The organism is Lewinella sp. IMCC34183 (genome assembly GCF_003390915.1).
Classification (GTDB): Bacteria; Bacteroidota; Bacteroidia; order Chitinophagales; family Saprospiraceae; genus Neolewinella.
On the sequence record NZ_QMEM01000001.1, the window covers coordinates 58,211 to 81,093 of the forward strand.

The following is a 22,883-nucleotide window of genomic DNA, read 5'->3' on the forward strand; positions in this document are numbered from 1 at the left end:
CATGAGCACGCTTCGCTACGCCTACAACACCAACGGCTGCGCCCACCACCGGCTGCCGGATGCCCTGCGACTTATCGCCGCGGCCGGCTACGCGGGCGTGGCGCTCACGCTCGACTGGCATCACCTGGACCCCCTCGCCCCGGACTGGGAGCGGCGCACGGAGGAGGTGGGCAGGCAGCTGGACGAACTGCAGCTGGGCTGCGTGATCGAAACCGGAGCCCGCTACCTCCTGGACCCGCGAACCAAGCACGAACCCACCCTGCTGCACCCCTCGGCGGCCGGTCGGGCCCGGCGCGTCGCCTTCCTCAAGCGCGCAGCCGATATCGCCCACCGACTGGGGGCGGAAACCGTCTCGTGCTGGGCGGGTGTGCGGCAGGCGGCCGTGGGGAAGCGCGAAGCCTACGGGTACCTGGTGGACGGGATGACCGAGGTCGTAGCCTACGCCACCGAGCGGGGGGTGACCATCAGCCTGGAACCCGAACCCGGCATGCTGGTGGAGACCAACGCAGACTACCTGCAGCTCAAGCAGGCGAATCACGTGCTTGCCAAGCACTTACGCCTGGCCCTCGACGTAGGCCACGTATGGGTGACGGGGGAGGGAGACCCGGCAGCGGCGGTAACTACCCACGCCCGCGACCTGGGGACGGTGGCGATCGAGGGAATGAACCGGGGTGTCCACCTCCACCTGCCCCCGCACGAGGGCGATATGGAACTGGGGCCCGTGCTCCGGAATTTGCGGGCGATCGATTTTCGCGGCCTGGTGTGCCTGGAACTCAGCCGCGAAAGTACGCGTGCCCACCTGGCCATCCCGGAAGGCATCAAGTATCTGCGGACGCTGGAAGGCACGGCAGTCGGCTAACTTTCGACGCCGCGAATTGTCTTTGTTGCCATGCCGCACCAACCATCCGCCGACCTCCGCGACTGGTCCGGCCGCCTCAACCGGCTGGCGGCCGCGGGACGGCCCTGCTTCTTCCTGCTGGACTTCGAACTGCGGCAACCCCGGCTCTGGACGCTGGATCAATTGCCGGACGCGGGCGTCCGGTTTGCGTTTCCGGGGCACCCCGACCCGCTGCGTACGGCGCCCCGGCCGGGAAAACTGCATGGCCCCGGTCCGGACCGGCAGGCTTATGCTGCCGCTTACGCCGCGGTACAGGCAGGGCTGCGCCATGGCGACAGCTTTCTCACCAACCTCACCTTCCCCAGTCCAGTGGACTTCGCGGGTACCCTTACGGCGGCTTACGAACACGCCGCCGCGACCTACCGCGTGCTCCTGCCGGGTCGCTTTGCCTGCTTCAGTCCGGAAAGCTTCGTGAAGGTCACCGCGGCGGGCCGCATCGAAACCCGACCAATGAAGGGCACGGCACCGGATACGGCGGCCGGCCGGGCGGCACTACTGGGGAGTACCAAGGAGATCGCGGAGCACGCCACCATCGTGGACCTCATGCGGAACGACCTGAGCCAGTTGGCGCGCGAAGTCCGGGTGCTGGAGTACCGCTACCTGGACTCCACCGAGGCGGGCGCGGCGGGCCTGCTGCAGTCGAGCTCGCGCATCGGGGGGCAACTGCCGTCGGACTGGAGAGAACGACTGGGCGACTGGCTCCTGCAGCTATTACCGGCCGGTTCCGTCAGCGGGGCACCGAAGCCGGCTACCCTTGACCTGATCCGCCGCGCCGAAGGCGGGCCAAGGGGGTACTACTGTGGCGTCGCGGGCTACTTTGACGGGGCGGAACTCGACAGTTGCGTCCTGATTCGCTTCCTTGAACGGCGGGCGGATGGTGGGTTTATGTTCCGGTCGGGCGGGGGCATTACGGCCCGCAGCACGGAAGCGGAAGAGTATGCCGAGCTGCTGGCCAAGATCCGTCTTCCCCTGGGGAAATACGTTTAGCCTTATATCTTCGCGCGTCGATGGCCCCTTCCGCTCCTCACTTTCTTGAAACCATCCGCATTGTTGACGGTCAGCCGCAGTTGCTTTCGCGTCACCAGACGCGGGTGGACCGTACCCGTCACCGGTTCTTTGGCAAGGCGCCCGCCTTCCGCCTCAGCCGGGTTATCGACGAGCTTGACCTGCCCGCCAGCGGGGTCCACAAACTGCGGATCGTGTATGGTGCCTCGCTCGAAAGTGCAGAGGTGCACCCATATACGATCCGGCCGGTACGTTCGCTTCGCGTAATCGAGGCCGACGACCTGCGGTACGGCAAGAAGTACGCCGACCGGAGCCACCTGGAGAAACTATTCGCGCAGCGGGCGGGCTGTGACGATGTCCTGATCGTGCAGCGTAACCACCTGACCGACAGTAGCTATGCGAACCTGGCTTTCCACGATGGTAACAAGTGGTATACACCGGCTTGGCCCCTGCTTCCCGGTACTCGTCGGGAGGAATTGATCGACCGGGGCGTACTCTTTCCGACCGTCATACGGCTACGGGACCTGTACCAGTTCGAGGAAGTGCGCCTCGTCAACGCGATGATGGAGTGGGAAGAGTCGCCAACCATTCCGACCACGGCGGTCCTGCGGCACTAGCGGGCGGCTTCCAGTCGCCGCCGCAGGTTGGCAACCGTCCGGGCCGGGCCCCCGGTCATGATCTCTTTGCGCAACCAGCCGGGCAACCCGGCACCGGCATCGGTACGCACGGTGCACTGCAGCTCTACTTCGCCGTCCGCCAGCGGCCGGATGACCCATTCGCCACCGTACACGGTCAGGCGGTCACGCCCGTCGGTGGGCGGGATCGCGCCCGGTTCGGCGGTGATGGTGCGGGTAAGGACCCCCGCCGCGTCGACCCATTGTCGTACGCGGGCCACGACCTCCTTGTCGCGGAACGGAAAAGGCATATCGATCCCGGAAACGTAGACGAAGTTGTTTGCCGTGCCGCCCGGTACGATGTAGGCACCGTCGCAACGGTGAACCCACTCGTCGTAACGGGAAGCCTCGTCGAGCGTACGTCGTACGCGGGGCAGGGTAGTGGCGGCCTGGGTAACCACGCGAACGGAAAGCTCACCGGCGCTCTCGTCGCGCACGTACACCCGCACCCCGTCCTCCTCCGTCTGCAACACGAACGGGCGGCTATCCTGCGCCGTGGCGTAGTTGCAAGCGAATAACAGGAGGTAGATCAGGGGGCGATAAGACATAGGCAGTGACCGGATTACCGGAGAAAACGGAAGGTAGGTATCGTGGGGTAGGTGTACGGCAGGAACAAAAAATTTCTATCTTGTTCCGCGATATATATTGGCTTTGGTGCCCTGGGCGCCCATTTTTACATTAACCCACCCATCATGCAAAAGCGGTTGATTACTACCGTACTGCTGGCTGGCGCCCTGACTTCTGTCGCGGCCCAGGACGGCTTCACTTCATTAACAAACGGTAAGGACCTGAGCAATTGGGAGTCCTACGGGGGGCAGGCTCCCTACGAGATCGACGGCGACGTCATCACCGGCACCGCCGTGGTGAATACCCCCAACACCTTCCTGTGTACGGACCGGCCCTACGGTGACTTTGTCCTCGAACTGGAGTTCAACGACGATGCGCCCCTCAACAGCGGCGTCATGGCGCGGGGACAGTGGCGGCAGGCGGGCGATATCCGCCGCATTTACGGCTACCAGGTAGAGATCGATCCCAGTGCCCGGGCGTATACCGGTGGCATTTACGACGAAGCCCGCCGGGGGTGGATCTATCCGCTCCACTACAACGACGCGGCCCGCTCCGCTTACCGGCAGGGCGAGTGGAATCAGCTCCGCATCGAAGCCATCGGCAACAACCTGCGCACCTTCGTGAACGGACAGTCGGCGGCCAACCTCATCGACAGTGTCGATGCTTCCGGGCTTATCTGTCTGCAGGTGCACGCCATTTCCGAGGAACTGGCCGGCAAGCAGGTGAAGTGGCGCAACATCCGCATCAAGAACAACGCCACCGAAGCCGACCGCATGGACGCTGTGCTGGCTCCCGTAGAAAACCTGCTCGTCAACCAGCTCTCCGAAGCCGAACGGCGGCAGGGCTGGCGGCTGCTCTTCGACGGACAGTCGACGGACAACTGGCGCGGCGTAAAGCTCGACGAGTTTCCCGCCCGAGGCTGGGAAGTGGCCGACGGCGAACTGCGCGTCCTGGCCGGCAACGGCGGCGAAAGCACCAACGGCGGCGATATCGTAACGAAGGAAACCTTCGGTAATTTCGACCTGATCTTCGAATTCAAGCCCACGGAGGGGGCCAACAGCGGGGTCAAGTACTTCGTGGATCCCGACCTCAATCGCGGACCCGGCTCCGCCATCGGACTTGAGTACCAGATCCTGGACGACGAGCGCCACCCCGACGCCAAGGCCGGCGTACGCGGTAACCGGACCATGGCCTCCCTCTACGACCTGATCCCCGCCAACCCGGTAGACGTTGACCGCCGCAAGGAATACCGGATCGGCGACTGGAACCGGGGTCGCATCCGGGTCAAGGACGGTAAGGTCGAACACTGGCTCAACGGATACAAAGTGGTCGAGTACGATCGCTTTAGCCAGCTGTTCGACGCCCTCGTCAACTACAGCAAATACAAGGACTGGGAAAACTTCGGGCAGTGGCCCAAGGGGCCTATCCTCCTGCAGGATCACGGCGACGCCGTGGCCTTCCGTACCATCAAGATTCGTGAGCTTTAAACTACCCGATCATGTCAAATCGTCGATCCTTCCTTAAGCAATCCGCCCTCACCACCGCCGGCCTTACCGTCGGCCTGCCCCTCAGCAGTCAGGTCATGGGGGCCAACGATACCGTCAACGTGGCGGTTTTTGGGGTCAACAGCCGGGGAAGCTATCTCGCCCGCACCTTTGCGGGAGCCAAGAACTGCAAGGTGGTCGGTATCGGCGACGTCGATACCCGCGCCATTGAAAAAGGCCAGAAAGCCGTGGTGGACGGCGGGGGCAAGAAACCCAAAGGAGGACAGGATTTCCGCCGCTTCCTCGACGACAAGAAGATCGATGCCGTAGTTATCGCCACCCCCGATCACTGGCACGCTCCCATGGCCATCATGGCCCTGGAAGCCGGCAAGCACGTCTACGTCGAAAAACCCTGCAGCCACAACCCGGCCGAGGGCGATATGCTCGTGGCCAAACAGGCCGACACCGGCCTCAAGGTGCAGATGGGCAACCAGACGCGCAGCAGCGTGACCCTGAACAAGGTCGTCAAGGAGATCCATGACGGACTCATCGGCGACGCCTACGCCGGCAAGGCCTGGTACGCCGCCAATCGCGGACCCATCGGCGAGCACGAGCCCGCTCCGGTTCCCGAATGGCTCGATTGGGACCTCTGGCAGGGCCCCGCGCCCCGGCAGGACTTTGACGCCCTGCTCGTCCACTACAAATGGCACTGGTTCTGGAAGTATGGTACCGGCGAGCTGCTCAATAACGGCACGCACGAGATCGATATGTGCCGGTGGGCCCTGGGGGTAGAGTACCCCGAGCAGGTCCAGTCCAGCGGTGGCCGCTTCGCCTTTGATGACGCCTGGGAAACCTACGATACTCAGCTGGCGAGCTTCAAGTACCCCGGCGGCAAGCATATCCACTGGGACGGCCGCAGCTGCAACGCCATGCCGCTCTGGGACCGCGGCCGCGGCTCCATGATCTACGGTACCGAAGGCAGCGTGCTCATGGACCGGGGCGGCTTCATCGTCTACGACCTGGAAGGAAAGGAACTGCGGAAAGAGGACGAAGACGGCAAATCGATCAGTATGGACACCACCGGAGGCGGTAACCTCGACGAGCTGCACATCGCCAATTTTATTTCCGGCATCAATTCCGACGAGCAGCTCAACTCGCCCGTGGCCGACGCAAACCCCAGCGTCACCACCTGCCACCTGGGGAATATGGCCCAGCGCACCAGTTCAGTTCTGGCCATCGACACCGAGACCGGCAAGCCCAAAAACAGTAGCGAGGCGATCGCCCTCTGGAGCCGCGACTACGAAGATGGCTGGAAACCCACGGTCTAGTTGCCCTTAGCGTACCCGACTCCGCCGGCGTCACGCTACCTTTGCCGCCGATGCAGACCTACTACCGCCTCGACGACCTGCCGCGCTTTCGGCGTGCCGTGATCACCATCGGCAGTTTCGACGGTGTCCACCGCGGTCACCAGCAACTGCTCAAGCGTATCCGCCGCATGGCCGAGCGGCGCGGTGGCGAGAGCGTGATCATCACCTTCGATCCCCACCCGCGTACGGTGCTGCAGCCGGAGGACAATAACCTGCGGCTCCTGACCTCCACCCGCGAGAAGATCGCGTTCTGCGCGGAGGAGGGCATCGACCACCTGGTGATCGTGCCGTTTGACCGGGCGTTCAGTGAGCAGTCACCCACCGAATACATCGAGCAGTTTCTCGTACGGAACTTCCGCCCCGACCGAATTGTCATCGGTTACGATCACCGCTTCGGGAAGGACCGGGAAGGCAACGTCGAGTTGCTGCGGTACCTCTCCGCGGAGCACGGATACGAGGTGATCGAGATCGCCGCCCAGGAAGTCGAGGAAATCACCGTGAGCTCGACCAAAATTCGCCAGGCGCTTACCGAGGGCGATGTACGCCGCGCCGACCAGTTGATGGGGCGGCCCTACGAACTGACCGGGAAGGTGGTCCGGGGGCAGCAACTGGGCCGTACCATCGGCTATCCGACGGCCAACCTGCAGCCGGAGCATGCCCTTAAGCTCATTCCCGCTCCGGGCATTTACGCGGTGCGGGCGGTGATTGATGATTGCCTGTACGAGGGTATGCTGTACATCGGAGACCGCCCCGTCCTCGCCGATGGACGCGGTACGACCGTGGAGCTTCACGTGTTTGACTTTAGGGGTGACCTGTACGGAAAAACGCTGACCGTCCGCTTCATCGAATACCTGCGCGGTGACCTTGCGCTGCCCGGCATGCAGGCCCTCGGCAAACAACTGGAGCGCGACGAGCGCGACGCCCGCGAAGTACTGCGGCAGGACCGGATCGCCAGCGCGGAGGCGCAGGACCGTAACCTGCCTTCCACGGCCGTCGTCATCCTCAATTACAACGGGCGACCGTACCTGGAAAACTACTTGCCCACGGTGCTGGAGAACCTAATCCCCGGCGCCCGGGCGATCGTGGCGGACAATGCGAGCACCGACGACTCTGTGGCCTTTTGCCGGGAGCGATTTCCGGACGTGCAGCTGATCGAACTTCCGGAAAACCTCGGTTTCGCCGCCGGCTACAACGCGGCGCTGCAGGAGGTCGACGCGGAAGTCTACGTGCTCCTGAACAGCGACGTGCGCGTCACCCCGGGCTGGCTGCTTCCCGTGCTCCGCCACTTTGCAAATCCGAACGTCGGGGCGGTACAGCCCAAGGTGCTGGCCGAGCACTCCCCCGAATGCTTCGAGTACGCGGGGGCCAGCGGGGGATTTATCGACTTCCTGGGCTACCCCTTCTGTCGGGGGCGGCTCTTCGGACATACGGAGCGTGACGAGGGGCAGTACGACTGCCCGATGGAGATCTTTTGGGCTACCGGGGCGGCCTTTTTCGTCCGTTCGTCCGCCTTCCACGCCATGCGGGGCTTCGAGCCGGAATACTTCGCCCACGCCGAGGAGATCGACCTGTGCTGGCGCATGAAGCGGGCCGGCTACCGCGTGCTCGTGGAGCCCGAATCCACCGTCTACCACGTTGGTGGCGGCACCCTGGCCTACGATACGCCCAGCAAGGCGTACCTGAATTTTCGCAACACCCTCATCACCAGCTTCAAAAACGAGCACGCCACGCGGCTGATGTGGTGGTTGCCGGTCCGCTTGCTGCTCGACGGCGCGGCGGGGCTGCTCTTTCTGAGCCAGGGGAAGGTGCAGCACATCTGGGCCATCCTGCGGGCCCACTTCGATTTTTACCGCAACCTTCCGCTCTGGGTCTACCGGCGGGCGCGCAGGTCCGAGGAAATCGAGTCGGGTAGGGTGGGTCCGGCCCGTACCGACGCGGGGCGGGTAGCCGATAGCATTGCGATCCACTATTTCCTGCTGGGGCACCAACGCTACGCCGAAGTGGTTATTCCGCAGGTGGAAGTGGAGGCCCACGGTGCCCCGGCGAATTAGCCGTCGTAAAAGGAGGGCAGTTTGGGTAGGGGCTTCCCGCGTGCTTTTGCATCTTTGCCGCGAACACAAAAGCTACCCACTTATGGCAATGTTGAACTTTGGCGGCACGGAAGAGAAGGTCGTCACCCGCGAAGAATTCCCCCTTGAAAAGGCGCGTGAAGTCCTGAAAGACGAAACCATCGCCGTGATCGGCTATGGCGTACAGGGCCCCGGCCAGAGCCTGAACCTCCGCGACAACGGGTTCAACGTCATCGTAGGCCAGCGTAAGGGCGGTGCCTCCTGGGATAAGGCCGTCAAGGACGGCTGGGTACCCGGTGAAAGCCTGTTCGAGATCGAGGAAGCCGCCGACCGCGGAACGATCATCCAGTACCTGCTTTCGGATGCCGCCCAGATCGAAGTGTGGCCGCGGCTCAAGCCCTACCTCACCCCCGGAAAGGCGCTGTACTTCAGCCATGGCTTCGGGATCACCTACAACGACCGCACCAAGATCATCGCCCCCGAGGGCGTCGACGTGATCCTGGTCGCTCCCAAAGGATCCGGCACCAGCCTGCGCCGCCTTTTCCTGGAGGGACGCGGACTGAACTCCAGCTTCGCCATCGACCAGGATGCCACCGGACGCGCCTACGAGCGCGTGGTCGCTCTCGGCATCGGCGTGGGATCGGGCTACCTCTTCGAAACCGACTTCCAGCGGGAAGTGTACTCCGACCTGACCGGTGAGCGCGGCACCCTCATGGGCGCCATCCAGGGCATCTTCGAGGCCCAGTACGACGTACTGCGCGCCAACGGCCACAGCCCGTCCGAAGCCTTCAACGAAACGGTGGAGGAACTCACCCAGAGCCTCATGCCCCTCGTGGCCGAGAACGGTATGGACTGGATGTACGCCAACTGTTCCACCACCGCCCAGCGGGGTGCGCTGGACTGGAAAGACAAGTTCCGGGACGCGGTCAAGCCCGTCTTCCAGGACCTCTACAAGAGCGTGTCCTCCGGTGAGGAAGCACAGCGCAGCATCGATTCGAACAGCCAGAAGGACTACCGCGTAAAGCTAGAGGCCGAACTGAAGGAGCTCAGCGACAGCGAGATGTGGCAGGCCGGCCGCACCGTCCGCAAACTGCGCCCCGAGAACGCGGAGTAGTTAACCAAAGCGGGGCGGGGACGTTGTAGGGGCACTGCACCCGCGGCCCCGCCCGCTTTGATTAAACCTTCCGCCATGCAAGCCAGCGCCGCCCGCCGCCGGGTCCTCGACCAATTAGCCAACCAGTCCTTCGACCTCGTCGTCATCGGCGGGGGAATCACCGGGGCCGGCGTCGCCCTCGATGCCGCCAGCCGCGGATTGTCGGTGGCCCTCATCGAGCGCAGCGACTTTGCTTCGGGTACCAGCTCGAAATCTACCAAGCTGATCCACGGCGGGCTCCGTTACCTGAAGAACCTGGAGATCGGTCTGGTCCGCGAAGTAGGCCAGGAACGCGCTGTCGTACACAAGCTGGCACCCCACCTCGTGCGGCCCGAGAAGATGTTGCTCCCCCTCGTGGAGGGCGGCTCCCTCGGTAAGCTGTCCACCAGCATGGCCCTGTGGGTGTACGACTTTCTGGCCGACGTAGGGGGCGACGACAAGCGCGTGATGCTCAGCAAGGAAGAAACGCTGGAGCTGGAGCCGTTGCTGCGGGAGGATATCCTGAAGGGCGGCGGCTTCTACGCCGAGTACCGCACGGACGATGCCCGGTTGACCATCGAGAACGTGAAAACGGCCATGGAGAAGGGGGCGGTAGCCGCCAACTACGTGGAAGCGACCGACTTCGTCTACGACGACGAACGGCAGATCGAGGCCGTCCGTTGTCGCGACCGCTTCACCGGCGAGGAACTTGTGCTGCGCTGCGCCCACGTCATCAGCTCCGCCGGGCCCTGGGTCGACGACCTGCGGAAGATCGACCACAGCATGAACCACAAGCGACTTTTCCTCTCGAAGGGGGTGCACATCGTCGTGGCCCGGGAGCGGTTGCCCCTGCAGCACGCCTGCTACTTCGACGTCGCGGACGGCCGGATGTTGTTTGCCATCCCACGCCTGCGGTCTACGTACATCGGGACGACCGATACGCCCTACACCGGCGATCCGAACGCCGTTCCGGTGTACCTGGAGGACGTCGAGTACCTCCTCGACGCTACCAACGCCATTTTTCCGACGGTCGACCTGACGGTTGCCGATGTGGAATCCAGCTGGGCGGGGGTACGGCCCCTGATCTTCGAGGAGGGGAAGGAAGCCGGAGAGATGTCCCGCAAGGACGAGATATTCGAGAGCGAAAGCGGTCTGCTGAGCATCGCCGGCGGTAAGCTGACCGGCTACCGCAAGATGGCCGAACGGGTGGTCGACCGGCTGGGCAAGCAGCTGCACGATGACGGCGACGACCTGGCCGATACCCATACCCGGGAGATCGTGCTCAGTGGCGGTCCCTTCCGCAACTTCGCCGAAGTGCTCTCCTACGAGCGCGAGATCGTTGGCCAGCTAGACGCCGCCAGCCTCGCCGTGGACCGCGCCGCCTACCTCGTAGCGAACTACGGAAAGCAAACCCCCCAGATCATCGCGCAGGCCCGCGACCGGAAGGAAACCACCGACGTAGCGCGGCTGGCGGCCGCCGAGGCGGCCTGGTGTATCGAGCACGAACTGGCCGTGTACCCGATCGACTGGGTGGAGCGGCGCAGTGGCCGCCTATACTTCGACCTGCCGAGTATCCGTCCCGTGCTGGAGGAGGTACTCACGGTATTCGCGGAAGCCTTCGACTATAACCAGGAGGACCGCGACCGGGAGCGGCAGCGGGTACTTGACGCGATCGCGTGGGTAAGTACCTTTGCCCCCGGACCGGGTACCGACAGCGTTACCGCCGAATCCGCGTAACCTTTCCCGGCAGAAGCTGTTTGCCGGGTAAACGACCGGACATGGCTAGCCCCGAGCAATCAATTTTCGAACGTCGCGTCGATCCCGTGCTACAGGCAGGCGTGGTGCTGGCGATGGTATTCGTCGTCGACCTGTTCGGCCTGATCATTTCCGGCACGGACACGGTGGGCGTCAGTAACCGGTTCCCGTGGCTTTGCGCGGCAAGCTTCATGCTCTTTTTCGCGCTCTTCAATGCGGTACTGAGCGCGGCGGCGGCTAATACCGCCAAGTACTGGGGGCGCAGCGTATACAGCTTCATGGGGCTTGCCCTCGGTGCCGGACTGCTGGCCTGGGCCTTCAGCGGCCTGACCATCTCGGAAGCCGGCTCTTACCGCTGGATCTATCTGGTGGTGACCGTCGGATACCTGGTGTTTTTGGGGCTGGTGTCGATGATCAAGAACGTGGTTTCTTTTGCCCAGCGGGAGGAATGGAACCGGCCGCGCCTAAAAAACCGGGAGCGCGATAAATAGACCAACCATCGGTCCCCACGGCCCGTTTACCTTTCTACATTTTGTGTTGATTTATGCAGCTACTCCCCGCGGATACCCTTGAAAAACTGGAATTTGACAAAGTCCTCGACCTGCTGGAACGGCAGTGTCAGGGTGATCTCGGTCGTGAGCGCGCCCGTGGGCTCCTGCCGTCAACCGACGTAGCGGAAGTCAACCGCTGGCTAGAGGAGGTGGCGGAATTCCGTCAGGGTACGGAGGAGCGCAACATGCTGACGGTCAACGGTTACGAAGACATCAGCGAGGAGCTTCGGGCCTTGCGCGTGGAAGGCTACGCGCTGGTCGAGTCCGGCCTCGCCAAGGTGAACGTGCTGCTGCTGCAGGCCAAGCAACTTTTCGGGTTCTTCTCCTCTACGGGCCGACAGACCGCGTTCCCGCACTTATACGGACTGGTCCGCGAGGTGGAATACGTGCCCGAACTGTCCGCCGCCATCGAAGCGGTGATCGACGTCGAGGGGCATATCCGGTCGGACGCCTCGGATGAACTGAGCCGCATCCGGCGGTTGATCGGCAGCAAGCAGCGGGAGGTGGAGAAGGCGTTCCGGGCCGTCATCGAGAAGTACCGCCGCGCCGGTTACCTCACCGATACCGTGGAAAGCTTCCGCAACGGCCGGCGGGTCCTCGCCGTGCCCAGCGAGCACAAGCGTCAGATACGGGGCATCATCCACGACGAATCGGCGACCGGCAAGACCGCCTACATCGAGCCCGATGAGGTGATCTCCATCAACAACGACATCTTCGATCTGCAGCAGGAGGAGCGCCGCGAGATCTTTCGTATCCTTCGGGAGGTATCCGCCGCCCTGCGCCCCCACGTCGACCGGATGGCCGCCTACCAGGACCTAATCACCACCTTCGACGTGGTACAAGCCAAGGCCACGCTGGCCGGGCAGATGAAGGCCGAGCGCCCGCGTGTCGATCCCCGTCCGGGCATCAACATCAAGGAAGGCCGGCATCCCCTGCTGTACCTCAAGAACAAGCCGTACGGGAAGAAGACGGTGGCCTTTGACCTGAAGCTGCGCGGCAAGAACCGCTTGCTGATGCTCTCAGGACCCAACGCCGGGGGCAAGTCGATCTCCATGAAGTCGGTGGGCCTCTTGCAGCTCATGGCACAAAGCGGCCTGCTGGTGACTGTGGACAAGGAAAGTGAGCTCGGCATGTTTACCCGGATCTTCACCGACATCGGGGACCAGCAGAGTCTGGAAGACGACCTGTCCACCTACAGCAGCCGGCTGCAAAACGCCCGGCAATTCCTGAAGTCCGCCGACGCCCAGACGCTGGTACTCATCGACGAATTCGGCGCGGGTACCGATCCGGCACTCGGCGGTGCTATTGCCGAGGGTATACTGGAAGGTCTGAATGCCCGCCGGGCACTCGGGGTGATCACTACCCACTACAGCAACCTCAAGATGTACGCCTACAAGACCTCGGGCATCATCAACGGGGGGATGAACTTCGACAAGGATACGCTGAGTCCTACTTACGAGCTGAACGTAGGCCGGCCGGGATCCAGCTACGCCTTCGAGATCGCCCAGAAAAGCGGTCTGCCGGGCGATACCCTGGACTACGCCCGCCGCCGCGCCGGCAAGAACGAGCGGGCCGTGGACGAGCTGCTGGTCGATCTCCAGCGCGAGAAACAGGAGGTGGAGGAGAAGCTTACGGCGCTGGAACAGAAGCAGAAGACGCTCGATGCCCTGACCCGCACCTATGAGGAGCTCCACCGCGACATGGAGGTCCGCCGCAAGCGACTGAAGCTGGAGGCCAAAGAACAATCCCTGGCCGAGACCGCCAAGTACAACAAGGAGATGGAGAACCTGATCCGCAAACTCCGCGAAGAAAAGAAGATCGACGAAGCCAAGGAAAAGGCCAAGGAGCTGCGTGAGGAACGGGAAAAGATCAGCGAGCAGGTCACCGATCTCCGCGAGAACATTTACTACCAGCCCAAATCCGGAAAAGGTGGCAAGCGGCAATTCGCGGAAGGCGATTATGTCAAGTTGCGCACCGGCGGGGCCTCCGGCACCATCGAGAGCATCGACAAAAAACGGGCCATCGTAATCGTCGGCGACCTGCGCCTGACGGCCAACCTGCGCGACCTGGAGCATACCGATAACCCACTGCCGCTCCGTAAGGAGCGCAGCGTCTCCAGTGATGTGACGACCGTAGCCACCTTCAGCAACAAGCTCGACGTCCGCGGCATGCGGTACGAGGAAGTGCTCCATACTACCCAGGCCTTTATCGACCAGGCCCTGATGGCCAATGCCAGTCAACTGCGCATCGTACACGGTAAGGGCAGCGGGGCCCTCCGCCGGGCGGTCCGGCAAAAACTAAAGGAGTATAATCAAGACTTCAGCCTGAGTACGCCACCCCGCGAGCAGGGGGGGGAGGGCGTCACCATCGTAGACCTTTAATCGCTTATGGAAGTTAGCAAAATCGCCGAGGCACTGTCCACGGTCACGGACCCCAAAACGGGGCAGGATATCATCAGCGCCAATATGGTGCTTCACCTGAAGGTGGAGGCACCCGAGGTGTCGTTTACGCTGCAGCTGCCCAAGCTCGACGAAAACTACAAGCAGCAACTCAACTTCGCCTGTCAGGAGGCCATCCTGTCCGTGTATCCCTCCGCTAACGTGCACGTCCACATGCAGAACCCGGCCGCCACGGCCGGCGCGGGGCAGGGCGGCGGCCCCCAAAAGGACAATCCCCTGCCGCACGTGCGCAACATCATCGCCGTAGCCAGCGGGAAGGGCGGGGTAGGGAAGAGCACCGTGGCGGTAAATCTGGCGCTCGGCCTGCAGGAGCTGGGAGCTACCGTCGGTTTGCTGGACGCCGACGTTTACGGACCCTCCGCTCCGACCATGCTGGGGTTGCAGGGACAGCGCCCGCAAGTAGAAAAGGTGTACGGCAAACCCAAGATCAAGCCGCTCTTCGCCTACGGACTGCCGGTGATGAGTACCGGCTTTGTCGTGGACCCGGAGCAGGCGGTCGTACTCCGCGGGCCACGCCTGGCCGGCATTATCCGCCAATTCATCGAAGAGACGATCTGGCCACCACTGGACTACCTGATCGTCGACCTTCCCCCCGGAACCGGCGACGTGCAACTTACCCTGGTGCAGACCGTCAGCGTCACCGGTGCGGTGCTGGTCACCACGCCGCAGGACGTAGCGCTGGCCGACGCGGTGAAGGCGATGAATATGTTCTTCCTGCCGGACGTCCAGGTACCGGTGCTGGGGGTAGTGGAAAATATGTCCTACTTCACCCCCGCTGAGCTTCCCGACAACAAGTACTACATCTTCGGGCAGGGCGGGGGCAAGGCACTGGCCCGGAAGAGCAACAGTATGCTGTTGGGGCAGATTCCGCTGGTCCAGTCCATACGCGAAGGCGGCGACAGTGGCGCGCCGGCCATTCTCCGGAAGGAGGACGAACTGACACGAGAGGCCTGGCTGACCGTGGCCCGCAACGTCGCACGGCAAACCGCACTGCGCAACGAAATGATGGGGCCCACGGCCAAGGTTTCCATGAAGGAATAACAGCTTTCGTTACTCTGCTTGGTCCAGCGGCTGAAGAAAGGGCTCCAGTACCCGGCGGAGGGCGGCGTTCAGGTTCGTGATTGCGCTGGGCAGGTCCCACGCTTCCCGGTCACGGGGAGTCACCCGGTTGCTGATACTGCGGAGTTGCAGTGCCTCCACGCCGGTGGAGAGGGCGGCGTAAATGAATGCCGCGCCCTCCATGCTTTCCACTTGTACCTCCGGATAGTGCCGCCGGATCCAGGCGATGCGTTCAGCCGAGCCCGTAGCCCGGCCCGCCGTGCCCCCCGCTACCTGCGGGAAGGGTAGGAGGCCCGCCGGCCCCGGGGGGCGCAGCACCCCGTCCGCATCAAAGGGAGCCGCAAATGCAAAGCCCATGGCGGGGAGGTTCACGGGACTGCCATCCGTGTTTTCCGCGCCGTCGTCGTAGAACAGCTCCGAAGTTACATTCACAACGTCACCCAGATCCAGGGAGGGATCCAGGGTACCTGCCACCCCCGCCTGTACGGCGAGAAAGGGGCGATCGGATCCTTGCAGTACTTGGCCGAGGGCGAAAGCGGTGCGTACCGGTCCGATCCCGGTAAACAGAAGTTGGATCTCGGTTTTAGGAAACTGCAGGACGTCCCGCCGCGTGGCGGTAGCCGTTTCCCGCAACCACGTCACGGTCGGGGCTATCTCGGCGGGGGTGGCTGCGAGCAGGAGCAATCTCATAGGGGGACCTCCGCTAGTTCTCCCGTGCCCGGAAAGTGAAGAAAGGCCGCAGTCACCGGGGCGGAAGTAGATTGGTGCAGAACTTCGGCGAGCAGCTTGACTTCCGCGATGCGGAGCGCCGATTGCTGCTGAAATTGCTTTCCGGACAAGCATACATCCTGGAGTAAGATCAGGCTGCCATCGGGCTGCTCGCCAAGCCAGTCGATGTGGCCGCCGTACCGGTGGCCGCGCACCGTTCCGCGCACGGCGACGCGGCAGCGGAAGGTCGCATCGGGCCAGTTGCTGTCGCGTAAGGAGTGGAACCCGTCCGAAGCGTGCAATAGCGTATCCGGTTCCGGGTCTCCGCCGGGCGCGAAGTCGTCCAGCAGGCCGGTCGCCAGCTCGCGGCGGTAATCCTGATCGCCGCCGGCTACGGGGTCGCCGGCGAGAAAGTGGGCGATACAGCGGGCCAGTACGCGCTGGTCGGTGGCCGGCTCGGGTTCCGGCAGATCGACGTAGCGCAGGGGTTGCCCGGGGGCGGTACCGTTGGCCAGGCTCAGCAGGAACTCTTCGGTCACGCGGAGGGGAGGGAAAGATTGCCGCCCGCTGCGTTGCCGGTCGATGAAGGGAATTTCGTGAAAGGCCATCGGGTAGGCGGGCTGCTGCCGCGGCTCCGTCCACTGCTGGTAGCGTTTGTCGATGTCCATCCCGTTCCAGGAAAAGGGCGTTTCGGAAGTGCCTGGCTCCAGGACGGAGGTGGCCTTGCCGCCGCGGGCGTACACGCGGTCCACCCAGCTGGCGCCGTTCTTCCCGGTGGGCAGAATGAGGTAGTCCCGGGCGCGGGTCATGCCCACGTAGAGCAGGCGAGCCTCTTCGGCCAGGGCTTCCTCCGTCGCGCGTTCCTGCCAGCTGCTTTCCGCGAGCGTCTCGATGAGTGGGACGCCCTTGGCCAGTTTGCCGTAGGGGTTGACCCAGTACCGGAGCCACCGGTTGGCAAGTGGTCGTTCCAGGTCGACCGGGGCGTCGGGATCGTTGGGGACAACGGCCCGCCCCCAGACCCCGGCGCGAAGATTTTGGTCGAGGTCATAGCACACGACCGCCGGCCACTCCAGTCCCTTACTCTTGTGGTAGGTCAGTACATTGACGGCTTCCGGGCGCTCACTGGCTCCCTGCTGGTCGTCCTTGTCGCGTACCAGCCCGTCCAGGTAAAGGAGAAACCCGCCAAGGGAGGCGGCCGTGTGCTGATGGTGACAGTGGTCTTCGTAGGCGACGGCGAGGCGACGGATCTCGTCGATATTGCTGAGGCGTTGTTCACCCGTCCCCCAGGCGACGGCGATGCGCCGCACGTCCGCGCGTTCGAGAATGATGTTGAGCATCTCACTGGTCGAATGCTCGGAGGTGACGGTGCGCAATTCGTCCAGGGTACGGATAATGTCCTGGTCGCGTGCCCACGCTTCGTCGACGTCGGTGGCGGACAGGAACGCCAGCCGGAGATCGATGATTTCCGGCAGACTCCGGCGGGCCCCGAAGAGCAGTATCTCGGCGACCGACAGGGTGTCGGACGGGTTGAGCATATACTTCAGGCAGGCGAGAATGAAGGTGGCTTCGGCCGTCTGCATCAGTCCCTTGCGGGCAATCGCGGCGGGGATGCCCTGCTTGGCGAGCGAATCGGCCAGGTCGAAGCAACCCTGGTTGGATCGGCAGAGGATGGCAACGTCACCGGCAACCAGGCGACGCTCCTGTTTGGCCCCCTTCGGCAGGATCAGCGGCGGGTTGGCCAGCAACTCGCGAACGGCTTTGGCAAGGGCATCCCGGAGAAACTCCGCATTGTAGCGACCGGATTCCACCTCGAAGTGCCAGTGGATCAGTGCGCCGGTCGCTGCCAGTTCTTCGCTCTCCGGGGGACTGTGCTCGGTCCCGGCGGGGCACCGGATCGGTTCGAGGCTGACCTCCTTGGGACTAAATTCTGGGAAGGCCGCGACGAACAAACTGTTGCAGGCGTACACCAGCTCCTGGCGGCTCCGCCAGCTGTCGCGCTGAATATTGGCCGGGTCGATGGGGCCGTTGGCCTGCATCACCGCTGCCATCAGCCGGGGTTCCGCGCCGCGGAAGCCGTAGATAGACTGTTTGGGGTCACCCACCCATACGCTCCGGCGGGCCAGTTCGCTGAGGCGCAGGAAGATCGCCAGCTGCATGGGGGAGGTGTCCTGGAATTCGTCGACCATGAGCAGGTCGAGCTCGCGGCGCAGCGTTTCCTGCACATTGGGGTTATCCAGCAGGTCCAGCACCAGGACCTCCATGTCCGTGTAGTCGATTCGGCCCCGGTTTTTTTTGAAGGTATCGTATTCCCTGATCGCCTCGGCGGCAAAGTCGAAAAGAAGGTCCTGGTATCCCTTCAGGTCGTCCTGGAATCCGCGCAGGGAGGCGTGGCGCGCGCCCAGCTCGGCCAACTCGGTCACCAGCTCCCGGCTCTTGGCTCCGACGTCCTGCTCCAGGCGTGCCAGCTTGGCATACTCGGCCCAGGGGAGGGCGTCGCGTTCCTTGAGTTGGCGGAGCAGGTCGCGCAGCCGTTGGGCGACGCCGTCGGTTTTCTTCGTCTGGTCGCGCTCGTTGTCCAGTAGTTGCTGCCGGGTTTCTTTCAGCAGTCGCTCGAGGCGCGTATGGAACTGCTCAAGGGAGAGGTCGTCGTTTACCGGCGGCAGGTAGGCGGCGAGGCTCTCCCAGCTTTTCCACCTGCTGCGCGCGATGTCCTCCGCGGAAAAGTTGTTGCCGCGAATGATCTCCACGAGATTGAGTACGTCGCCGCGCCAGTTGTACTTGTCATTGCCCTGGCTGAGGCTGAGCCGGACGCACAGGTTCTCAATGGCCTGTATCTGCTCGATCTTGATCACTTTGGCCATGCTCAGATTGAACAGGCGTTGCCCGTCGCCGTCGGCGATGATGTCCACTTGCGGACTCACGCCCGCTTCGTAGGCAAAGCGCCGCAGCAGTTTGACGCCAAGGCCGTGGACCGTGCCGATGAGGGCGCTCGTCAACTCGTTGGCCTCGCGGGTAAGGCCCTTCCTTAGCAGGGCCACCCGGACCCGTTCCTTGAGTTCCGCGGCGGCGCGTTTGGTGAAGGTGGTAGCGATGATGCCCGCCGGACGTACGGAGCCCTCCGTCAGCAGGGCCGTCATCTCCTGCGTCAGGCGGTAGGTCTTACCGCTGCCCGCGCCCGCGGAGATCAGTTTTAGATTTTGTAACAATCGAGAGAAATTCTTGCGCTAATGTAAACGAAATGTTTGAAAGGGTCAGATCAGCATCTCAAACAGGATCGGCTGGTCGTTGAGGTGCTCATAGCGCAATTTGCGGGCGTCCATGCGCCGGATAAGCTCGTCGAAGTCCCCACGCATGCCGAGCTGGATGCCCACCAGGGCGGGACCCATCGCGCGGTTGTGCTTTTTGGTGTACTCGAAGTGGGTAATGTCGTCGTCCGGGCCCAACACGTCGAGGAAGTCGCGCAGCGCTCCGGACCGTTGGGGAAACTCAACAATGAAATAGTGCTTCAGGCCGGCGTACATCAGCGCGCGCTCCTGGATCTCCGGCGTACGGGTGATGTCGTTGTTGCCGCCGCTGATGATGCATACGATGTGCTTGCCGCTTAGGTCACCCAACTGATCCAGCACGGCGATGGACAGGGCACCGGCGGGTTCCACTACCAGCCCGTCTTCATTATAGAGGTCGAGCATGACCCCGCACACCTTGCCTTCGTCGACCAATTCGATGCGCTCCACCGTATCGCGCACGATCGGGAAGTTGTGCTTGCCCACCCGGCGGACCGCCGCCCCGTCGACGAAGCTGTCGATGGTGTCCAGCGTCACCACGTGGCCGGCGCGCAGGCTGTTGTACATGGCTGGCGCACCGGAGGGCTCCACTCCAATGAGCGTAGTGTTCGGACTCAGCTGCCGGAATACGCTGCCGACACCGGCACTCAGGCCACCGCCGCCCACGGCCATGACCACCAGGTCGATCGGCTTAGTGGCGGCGTCGAGGATCTCCAGGCCCACGGTGCCTTGTCCGGCGATGGTCTTCGGGTCGTCGAAGGGATGAACATATGTCAGTCCCCGCTCCTCCGCGACGCGCATCGATTCACTGTACGCGTCGTCGTAGGTGTCGCCGATGAGTACTACCTCCACGCAATCCCCACCGAACATGCGCACCTTACGGACCTTCTGCGAAGGCGTCACGACCGGCATAAAGATGACCCCCTTCACCTGCATGGCGTTGCAGGCGTAGGCGAGCCCCTGGGCGTGGTTGCCGGCACTGGCGCATACCACGCCGCGGTCGCGTTCCTCCTGGCTCAGGGATGCCATCTTGTTGTAGCTACCGCGAATCTTATAACTGCGTACTTCCTGCAGGTCCTCCCGCTTCAGATAGATGTCCGCGTTATACAGCTTACTCAGCCGCGTACTGCGCATCAGCGGTGTCTCAAGCGCCACGCCGCGGAGCCGGTGGCGGGCCTTGATTACTTCTTCGACCGAGATCAGCTTTACCTCGCTTTCTGTCATACCGTAAAGGTAACTGACCGCGGCGGTCCATGGCATGTATACGCCAAATTGGAGTGACCGGAAGAATCCGGTAGAGTCCCTGTATCTTGCTCGCATGAGCTTCCCCGCCATCCTCTGTGCCGGCGAAGTGCTGATCGACCTGATCAGCACCGAGTACGCCGACTCCTTTCGTTCCGCCGCCACCTACCGCCGCTTCGTAGGCGGAAGTCCGGCCAACCTGGCCGCCAACCTGGCCCTGCTCGGGCAGTCCGCGGGCCTGCTGGCCACCGTAGGCTGTGACGACAGCGGCGCCCTGATCCTCGAGGAACTGCAACAGCGGGGGGTAGACATCACCTGTGTGCGGCGTACCTCCGCCTACCCGACCACGGCCATCCTCGTGACGCGCTCGCGGAAGGTCAGCGACTTCGAAGCCTACCGTTCCGCCGACCTGCACATCCTACCCGGTCAGGTACACCGTGGCATGACGGATAAACTGCGAATTTTTCATACAACGGCCTTCGCCCTTAGCCGGGAACCGGCCCGCGGAACCCTACTGGAGGTTGCCGCGCGGGTGGCGGAAGCGGGGCGGCGGCTGAGCATTGACGCGAACTACGCCGCCAAGATCTGGCCCGACCGCGACGAGGCGCGGCGTACGCTGGCCGCCTACCTCGGGTTACCGGGCGGCCGGGCCCTGGCCAAGTTCAGTGACGTCGACTACGAACGGCTCTTCGGCGTACCGGTTTCCGATCCCGCGAAGGCGGCCAGTCGCATTCACGACTGGGGGGCGGAAGTGGTGTGCCTGACGCTCGGCGAGCGCGGGTGCCATGTTTCCACACCAGCAGGAGCGTTCACCCTGGCTACGCGGCCCGTGGACGTGGCCGACACCACGGGGGCGGGGGACGCGTTCTGGTCTGGCTTCCTGGCCGCCCACCTGGCGGGAAACTCGTGGGAATACTGCGCCCTGGCCGGACGCGGGGTAGCGGAGCAAAAGCTCGTCACCGTTGGCCCGCTGCGGAAACCGATCTCGCTAAAGAAGATCCTGGACCTTGCCGGCTCCGGCCCCCAGCCCGTAGCCGTATCGCGACCGTAGATTGGCAGACATCCGCTTCGTTCTGGTTCGGGCAGGTAGTATCTTTGCGGGTAATGGAACTCGTACAGATCGGCACGACGGGACGGCCCCACGGCATCCGGGGCGAACTTACGCTCTTCGTTGACGAATGCTACGAGGACGATCTGCTGCTCGCCCGCGCGATACTGGTCGGCGAGAAGCCCATTCCTTACTTCGTGGAGCGGTTCCGGCAGGGAGGAAAGCTTACCGTGAAGCTCGAGCGCTTCGACACGCGCGAGCAGGTCTCCCTGTTGTCCAACAAGCCGCTGCTGCTGCCGGCCTCCGAAGTGAGTGCCGAGGCGCCGGACGAAGCGACCCCCTGGGACGGGGTGGTGGGGTACTGTATCCAGGCCGAGGGGTATCCGGAAATGGGGCCCATCGTCGGTATCGTGGACCTGCCGGAGCACTACCTCGCCGAAATAACCCACCAGGAGAAGACCGTTTACATTCCGCTGCACGAGGACCTGATCCGCGAGGTCCGCGGGGAGGAATCCGTACTGCTGATGGAGTTGCCCGGTGGTCTGCTGGACCTCTAGGACCGCTGACTACCGGACGATAAGCTTTCCGGATTGGCGACCGGCGGGGCCATCGATGTGATAAATGTAGAGCCCCGCGGGCAGGATGGATAGCTCCCACTGCACCTGCGCGCCGCCGCCGCTGGCGGGTACCCGCTTTCGGAATACGTTGCGGCCCGTCGGGTCGGTCAACCCGACGGTATAGGAGCCCGAGGAACCAGTCTGGAAGGAAAGGGTAGCGCTGGCCCGGGCGGGATTGGGGCTAACGCTGGCGGCGTAGTCGGCGGTCGGCAGGTTGAAGACCGGATTCGGGTCGGTTTCGGTGTCCACGACCACGCGGATAAACAGTTCCACGTTCAGGCCGGCGCGATTGTCGGCGAGGGTAGTATAGCGCAGGGTCCCCGAAGCGTCCGGTATCCCTTCGATGACGTTGGTCCCGTCGCCGCAGCCGGGATTGGTGTGGTAAATGCCCACGTAGCCGGTGTCCGATTCGGCGTATGCCTCATCGAAATTGACCCCCACCAGGAAGGATGATTCCTCCAGTAACAGGGGTTCCGGGAAGGTGAAATTGGTATACGATCCATTGCGCCCCGGTTGCGTGAAGTCGCCTACCCGGACGCTATCGCTGACGGCGATCAGCCGGCCGATCGTATCGCTGGCGGTGGTATCGGCGTACAGTTCGACCCGCAGCTTGCGGTCCGCGATGTTGCCCTGGAAGGGGGCAAAAGCTACGCCGACCGAAGTTACGCGAACCGGCTCGGTGGAGCCGCGCTCGATGCGCTGCAGTTTCAGGCGGTCACCGTCCGAGTTGGCACCCGTGACGAAACCTTGACCGATTACGACGCCAAAAATCTGGAAGTTCTCCGCGCACGGTTCCGTGAGGATGGCCGAAGTGAGGGTATCAACGACCAGCCGGGAAGCGGCGACGAAGCCGGGCCGGCTACCGGACTGGGCAGCGCAAACGCCCGAAACGGCGCACCAAAAAATGGCTATGCGGAGAAAAGTATTCATGGGAAGCAGGATAGAAAAAAGCCGCCCGGATCCG

General features: G+C 63.4%; 18 protein-coding genes. 13 read left to right on the forward strand and 5 right to left on the reverse strand.

Annotated features, from left to right (window positions below; translation table 11 throughout):
- The first annotated feature begins 1 nt into the window (after window position 1).
- The 3 genes from DQG19_RS00265 to DQG19_RS00275 are packed head-to-tail and all read left to right on the forward strand — an operon-like array spanning window position 2 to window position 2,520.
- On the forward strand, window positions 2-859 hold the full coding sequence (locus tag DQG19_RS00265) for a sugar phosphate isomerase/epimerase family protein (protein ID WP_116124228.1): 858 nt from the start codon (window positions 2-4) through the stop codon (window positions 857-859).
- A gap of 30 nt (window positions 860-889) precedes the next feature.
- The gene (locus DQG19_RS00270; protein ID WP_116124229.1) at window positions 890-1,885 is read left to right on the forward strand and encodes an aminodeoxychorismate synthase component I; all 996 of its coding nucleotides are present in this window, start codon (window positions 890-892) and stop codon (window positions 1,883-1,885) included.
- A 20-nt stretch (window positions 1,886-1,905) separates the two neighbouring features.
- Window positions 1,906-2,520 carry an aminotransferase class IV gene (locus DQG19_RS00275; protein ID WP_116124230.1) on the forward strand — a complete coding sequence of 205 codons (615 nt, stop codon included), beginning with the start codon at window positions 1,906-1,908 and terminating at the stop codon, window positions 2,518-2,520.
- Here the strand turns inward: DQG19_RS00275 and DQG19_RS00280 are convergent.
- Window positions 2,517-3,125 carry a hypothetical protein gene (locus DQG19_RS00280; protein ID WP_116124231.1) on the reverse strand — a complete coding sequence of 203 codons (609 nt, stop codon included), beginning with the start codon at window positions 3,123-3,125 and terminating at the stop codon, window positions 2,517-2,519. The two genes, DQG19_RS00275 and DQG19_RS00280, sit on opposite strands and share 4 nt — an antisense overlap.
- Window positions 3,126-3,269: 144 nt before the next feature.
- Here DQG19_RS00280 and DQG19_RS00285 point away from each other — a divergent pair, with 144 nt between their 5' ends.
- From DQG19_RS00285 to DQG19_RS00320, 8 genes are all read left to right on the forward strand, one after another.
- Window positions 3,270-4,631, forward strand: coding sequence for a DUF1080 domain-containing protein (locus DQG19_RS00285; protein ID WP_116124232.1), 1,362 nt, complete (start codon window positions 3,270-3,272; stop codon window positions 4,629-4,631).
- An 11-nt stretch (window positions 4,632-4,642) separates the two neighbouring features.
- Window positions 4,643-5,956 carry a Gfo/Idh/MocA family oxidoreductase gene (locus tag DQG19_RS00290; protein WP_116124233.1) on the forward strand — a complete coding sequence of 438 codons (1,314 nt, stop codon included), beginning with the start codon at window positions 4,643-4,645 and terminating at the stop codon, window positions 5,954-5,956.
- A 50-nt stretch (window positions 5,957-6,006) separates the two neighbouring features.
- Window positions 6,007-8,046, forward strand: coding sequence for a bifunctional riboflavin kinase/FAD synthetase (locus DQG19_RS00295; protein ID WP_116124234.1), 2,040 nt, complete (start codon window positions 6,007-6,009; stop codon window positions 8,044-8,046).
- Window positions 8,047-8,128: 82 nt separating this feature from the next.
- Window positions 8,129-9,178: a ketol-acid reductoisomerase gene (gene ilvC, locus DQG19_RS00300; RefSeq protein ID WP_116124235.1), complete on the forward strand. Its 1,050-nt coding sequence runs from the start codon at window positions 8,129-8,131 to the stop codon at window positions 9,176-9,178.
- 75 nt (window positions 9,179-9,253) lie between these two features.
- A complete protein-coding gene (locus DQG19_RS00305) occupies window positions 9,254-10,933 on the forward strand; it encodes a glycerol-3-phosphate dehydrogenase/oxidase (protein ID WP_116124236.1) in 1,680 nt (559 codons plus the stop codon).
- 41 nt (window positions 10,934-10,974) lie between these two features.
- Window positions 10,975-11,442 carry a hypothetical protein gene (locus DQG19_RS00310; protein ID WP_116124237.1) on the forward strand — a complete coding sequence of 156 codons (468 nt, stop codon included), beginning with the start codon at window positions 10,975-10,977 and terminating at the stop codon, window positions 11,440-11,442.
- Between the two features lie 53 nt (window positions 11,443-11,495).
- The gene (locus DQG19_RS00315) at window positions 11,496-13,883 is read left to right on the forward strand and encodes an endonuclease MutS2 (RefSeq protein ID WP_116124238.1); all 2,388 of its coding nucleotides are present in this window, start codon (window positions 11,496-11,498) and stop codon (window positions 13,881-13,883) included.
- A 6-nt stretch (window positions 13,884-13,889) separates the two neighbouring features.
- Entirely contained in the window at window positions 13,890-15,002 is a 1,113-nt protein-coding gene (locus DQG19_RS00320) for an Mrp/NBP35 family ATP-binding protein (RefSeq protein ID WP_116124239.1), read from the forward strand.
- Window positions 15,003-15,011: 9 nt separating this feature from the next.
- Here DQG19_RS00320 and mqnB read toward each other — a convergent pair whose 3' ends face one another.
- Genes mqnB through ilvA form a run of 3 tightly spaced genes read right to left on the reverse strand, consistent with a single transcriptional unit; the run spans window position 15,012 to window position 20,236 of the window.
- On the reverse strand, window positions 15,012-15,710 hold the full coding sequence (mqnB, locus tag DQG19_RS00325; protein WP_157974240.1) for a futalosine hydrolase: 699 nt from the start codon (window positions 15,708-15,710) through the stop codon (window positions 15,012-15,014).
- Window positions 15,707-18,934, reverse strand: coding sequence for a UvrD-helicase domain-containing protein (locus DQG19_RS00330; RefSeq protein WP_116124241.1), 3,228 nt, complete (start codon window positions 18,932-18,934; stop codon window positions 15,707-15,709). The genes mqnB and DQG19_RS00330 overlap by 4 nt, the downstream gene beginning before the upstream one ends.
- Window positions 18,935-18,979: 45 nt before the next feature.
- The gene (gene ilvA, locus DQG19_RS00335; protein ID WP_116124242.1) at window positions 18,980-20,236 is read right to left on the reverse strand and encodes a threonine ammonia-lyase; all 1,257 of its coding nucleotides are present in this window, start codon (window positions 20,234-20,236) and stop codon (window positions 18,980-18,982) included.
- Window positions 20,237-20,330: 94 nt separating this feature from the next.
- Here ilvA and DQG19_RS00340 point away from each other — a divergent pair, with 94 nt between their 5' ends.
- Window positions 20,331-21,305, forward strand: a complete 975-nt coding sequence (locus DQG19_RS00340) for a carbohydrate kinase family protein (RefSeq protein ID WP_157974241.1) — start codon at window positions 20,331-20,333, stop codon at window positions 21,303-21,305.
- 53 nt (window positions 21,306-21,358) lie between these two features.
- A complete protein-coding gene (locus DQG19_RS00345; protein WP_116124244.1) occupies window positions 21,359-21,859 on the forward strand; it encodes a ribosome maturation factor RimM in 501 nt (166 codons plus the stop codon).
- 9 nt (window positions 21,860-21,868) lie between these two features.
- Here the strand turns inward: DQG19_RS00345 and DQG19_RS00350 are convergent, their stop codons facing one another.
- The gene (locus DQG19_RS00350; RefSeq protein WP_116124245.1) at window positions 21,869-22,849 is read right to left on the reverse strand and encodes a T9SS type A sorting domain-containing protein; all 981 of its coding nucleotides are present in this window, start codon (window positions 22,847-22,849) and stop codon (window positions 21,869-21,871) included.
- Between the last annotated feature and the right edge of the window lie 34 nt (window positions 22,850-22,883).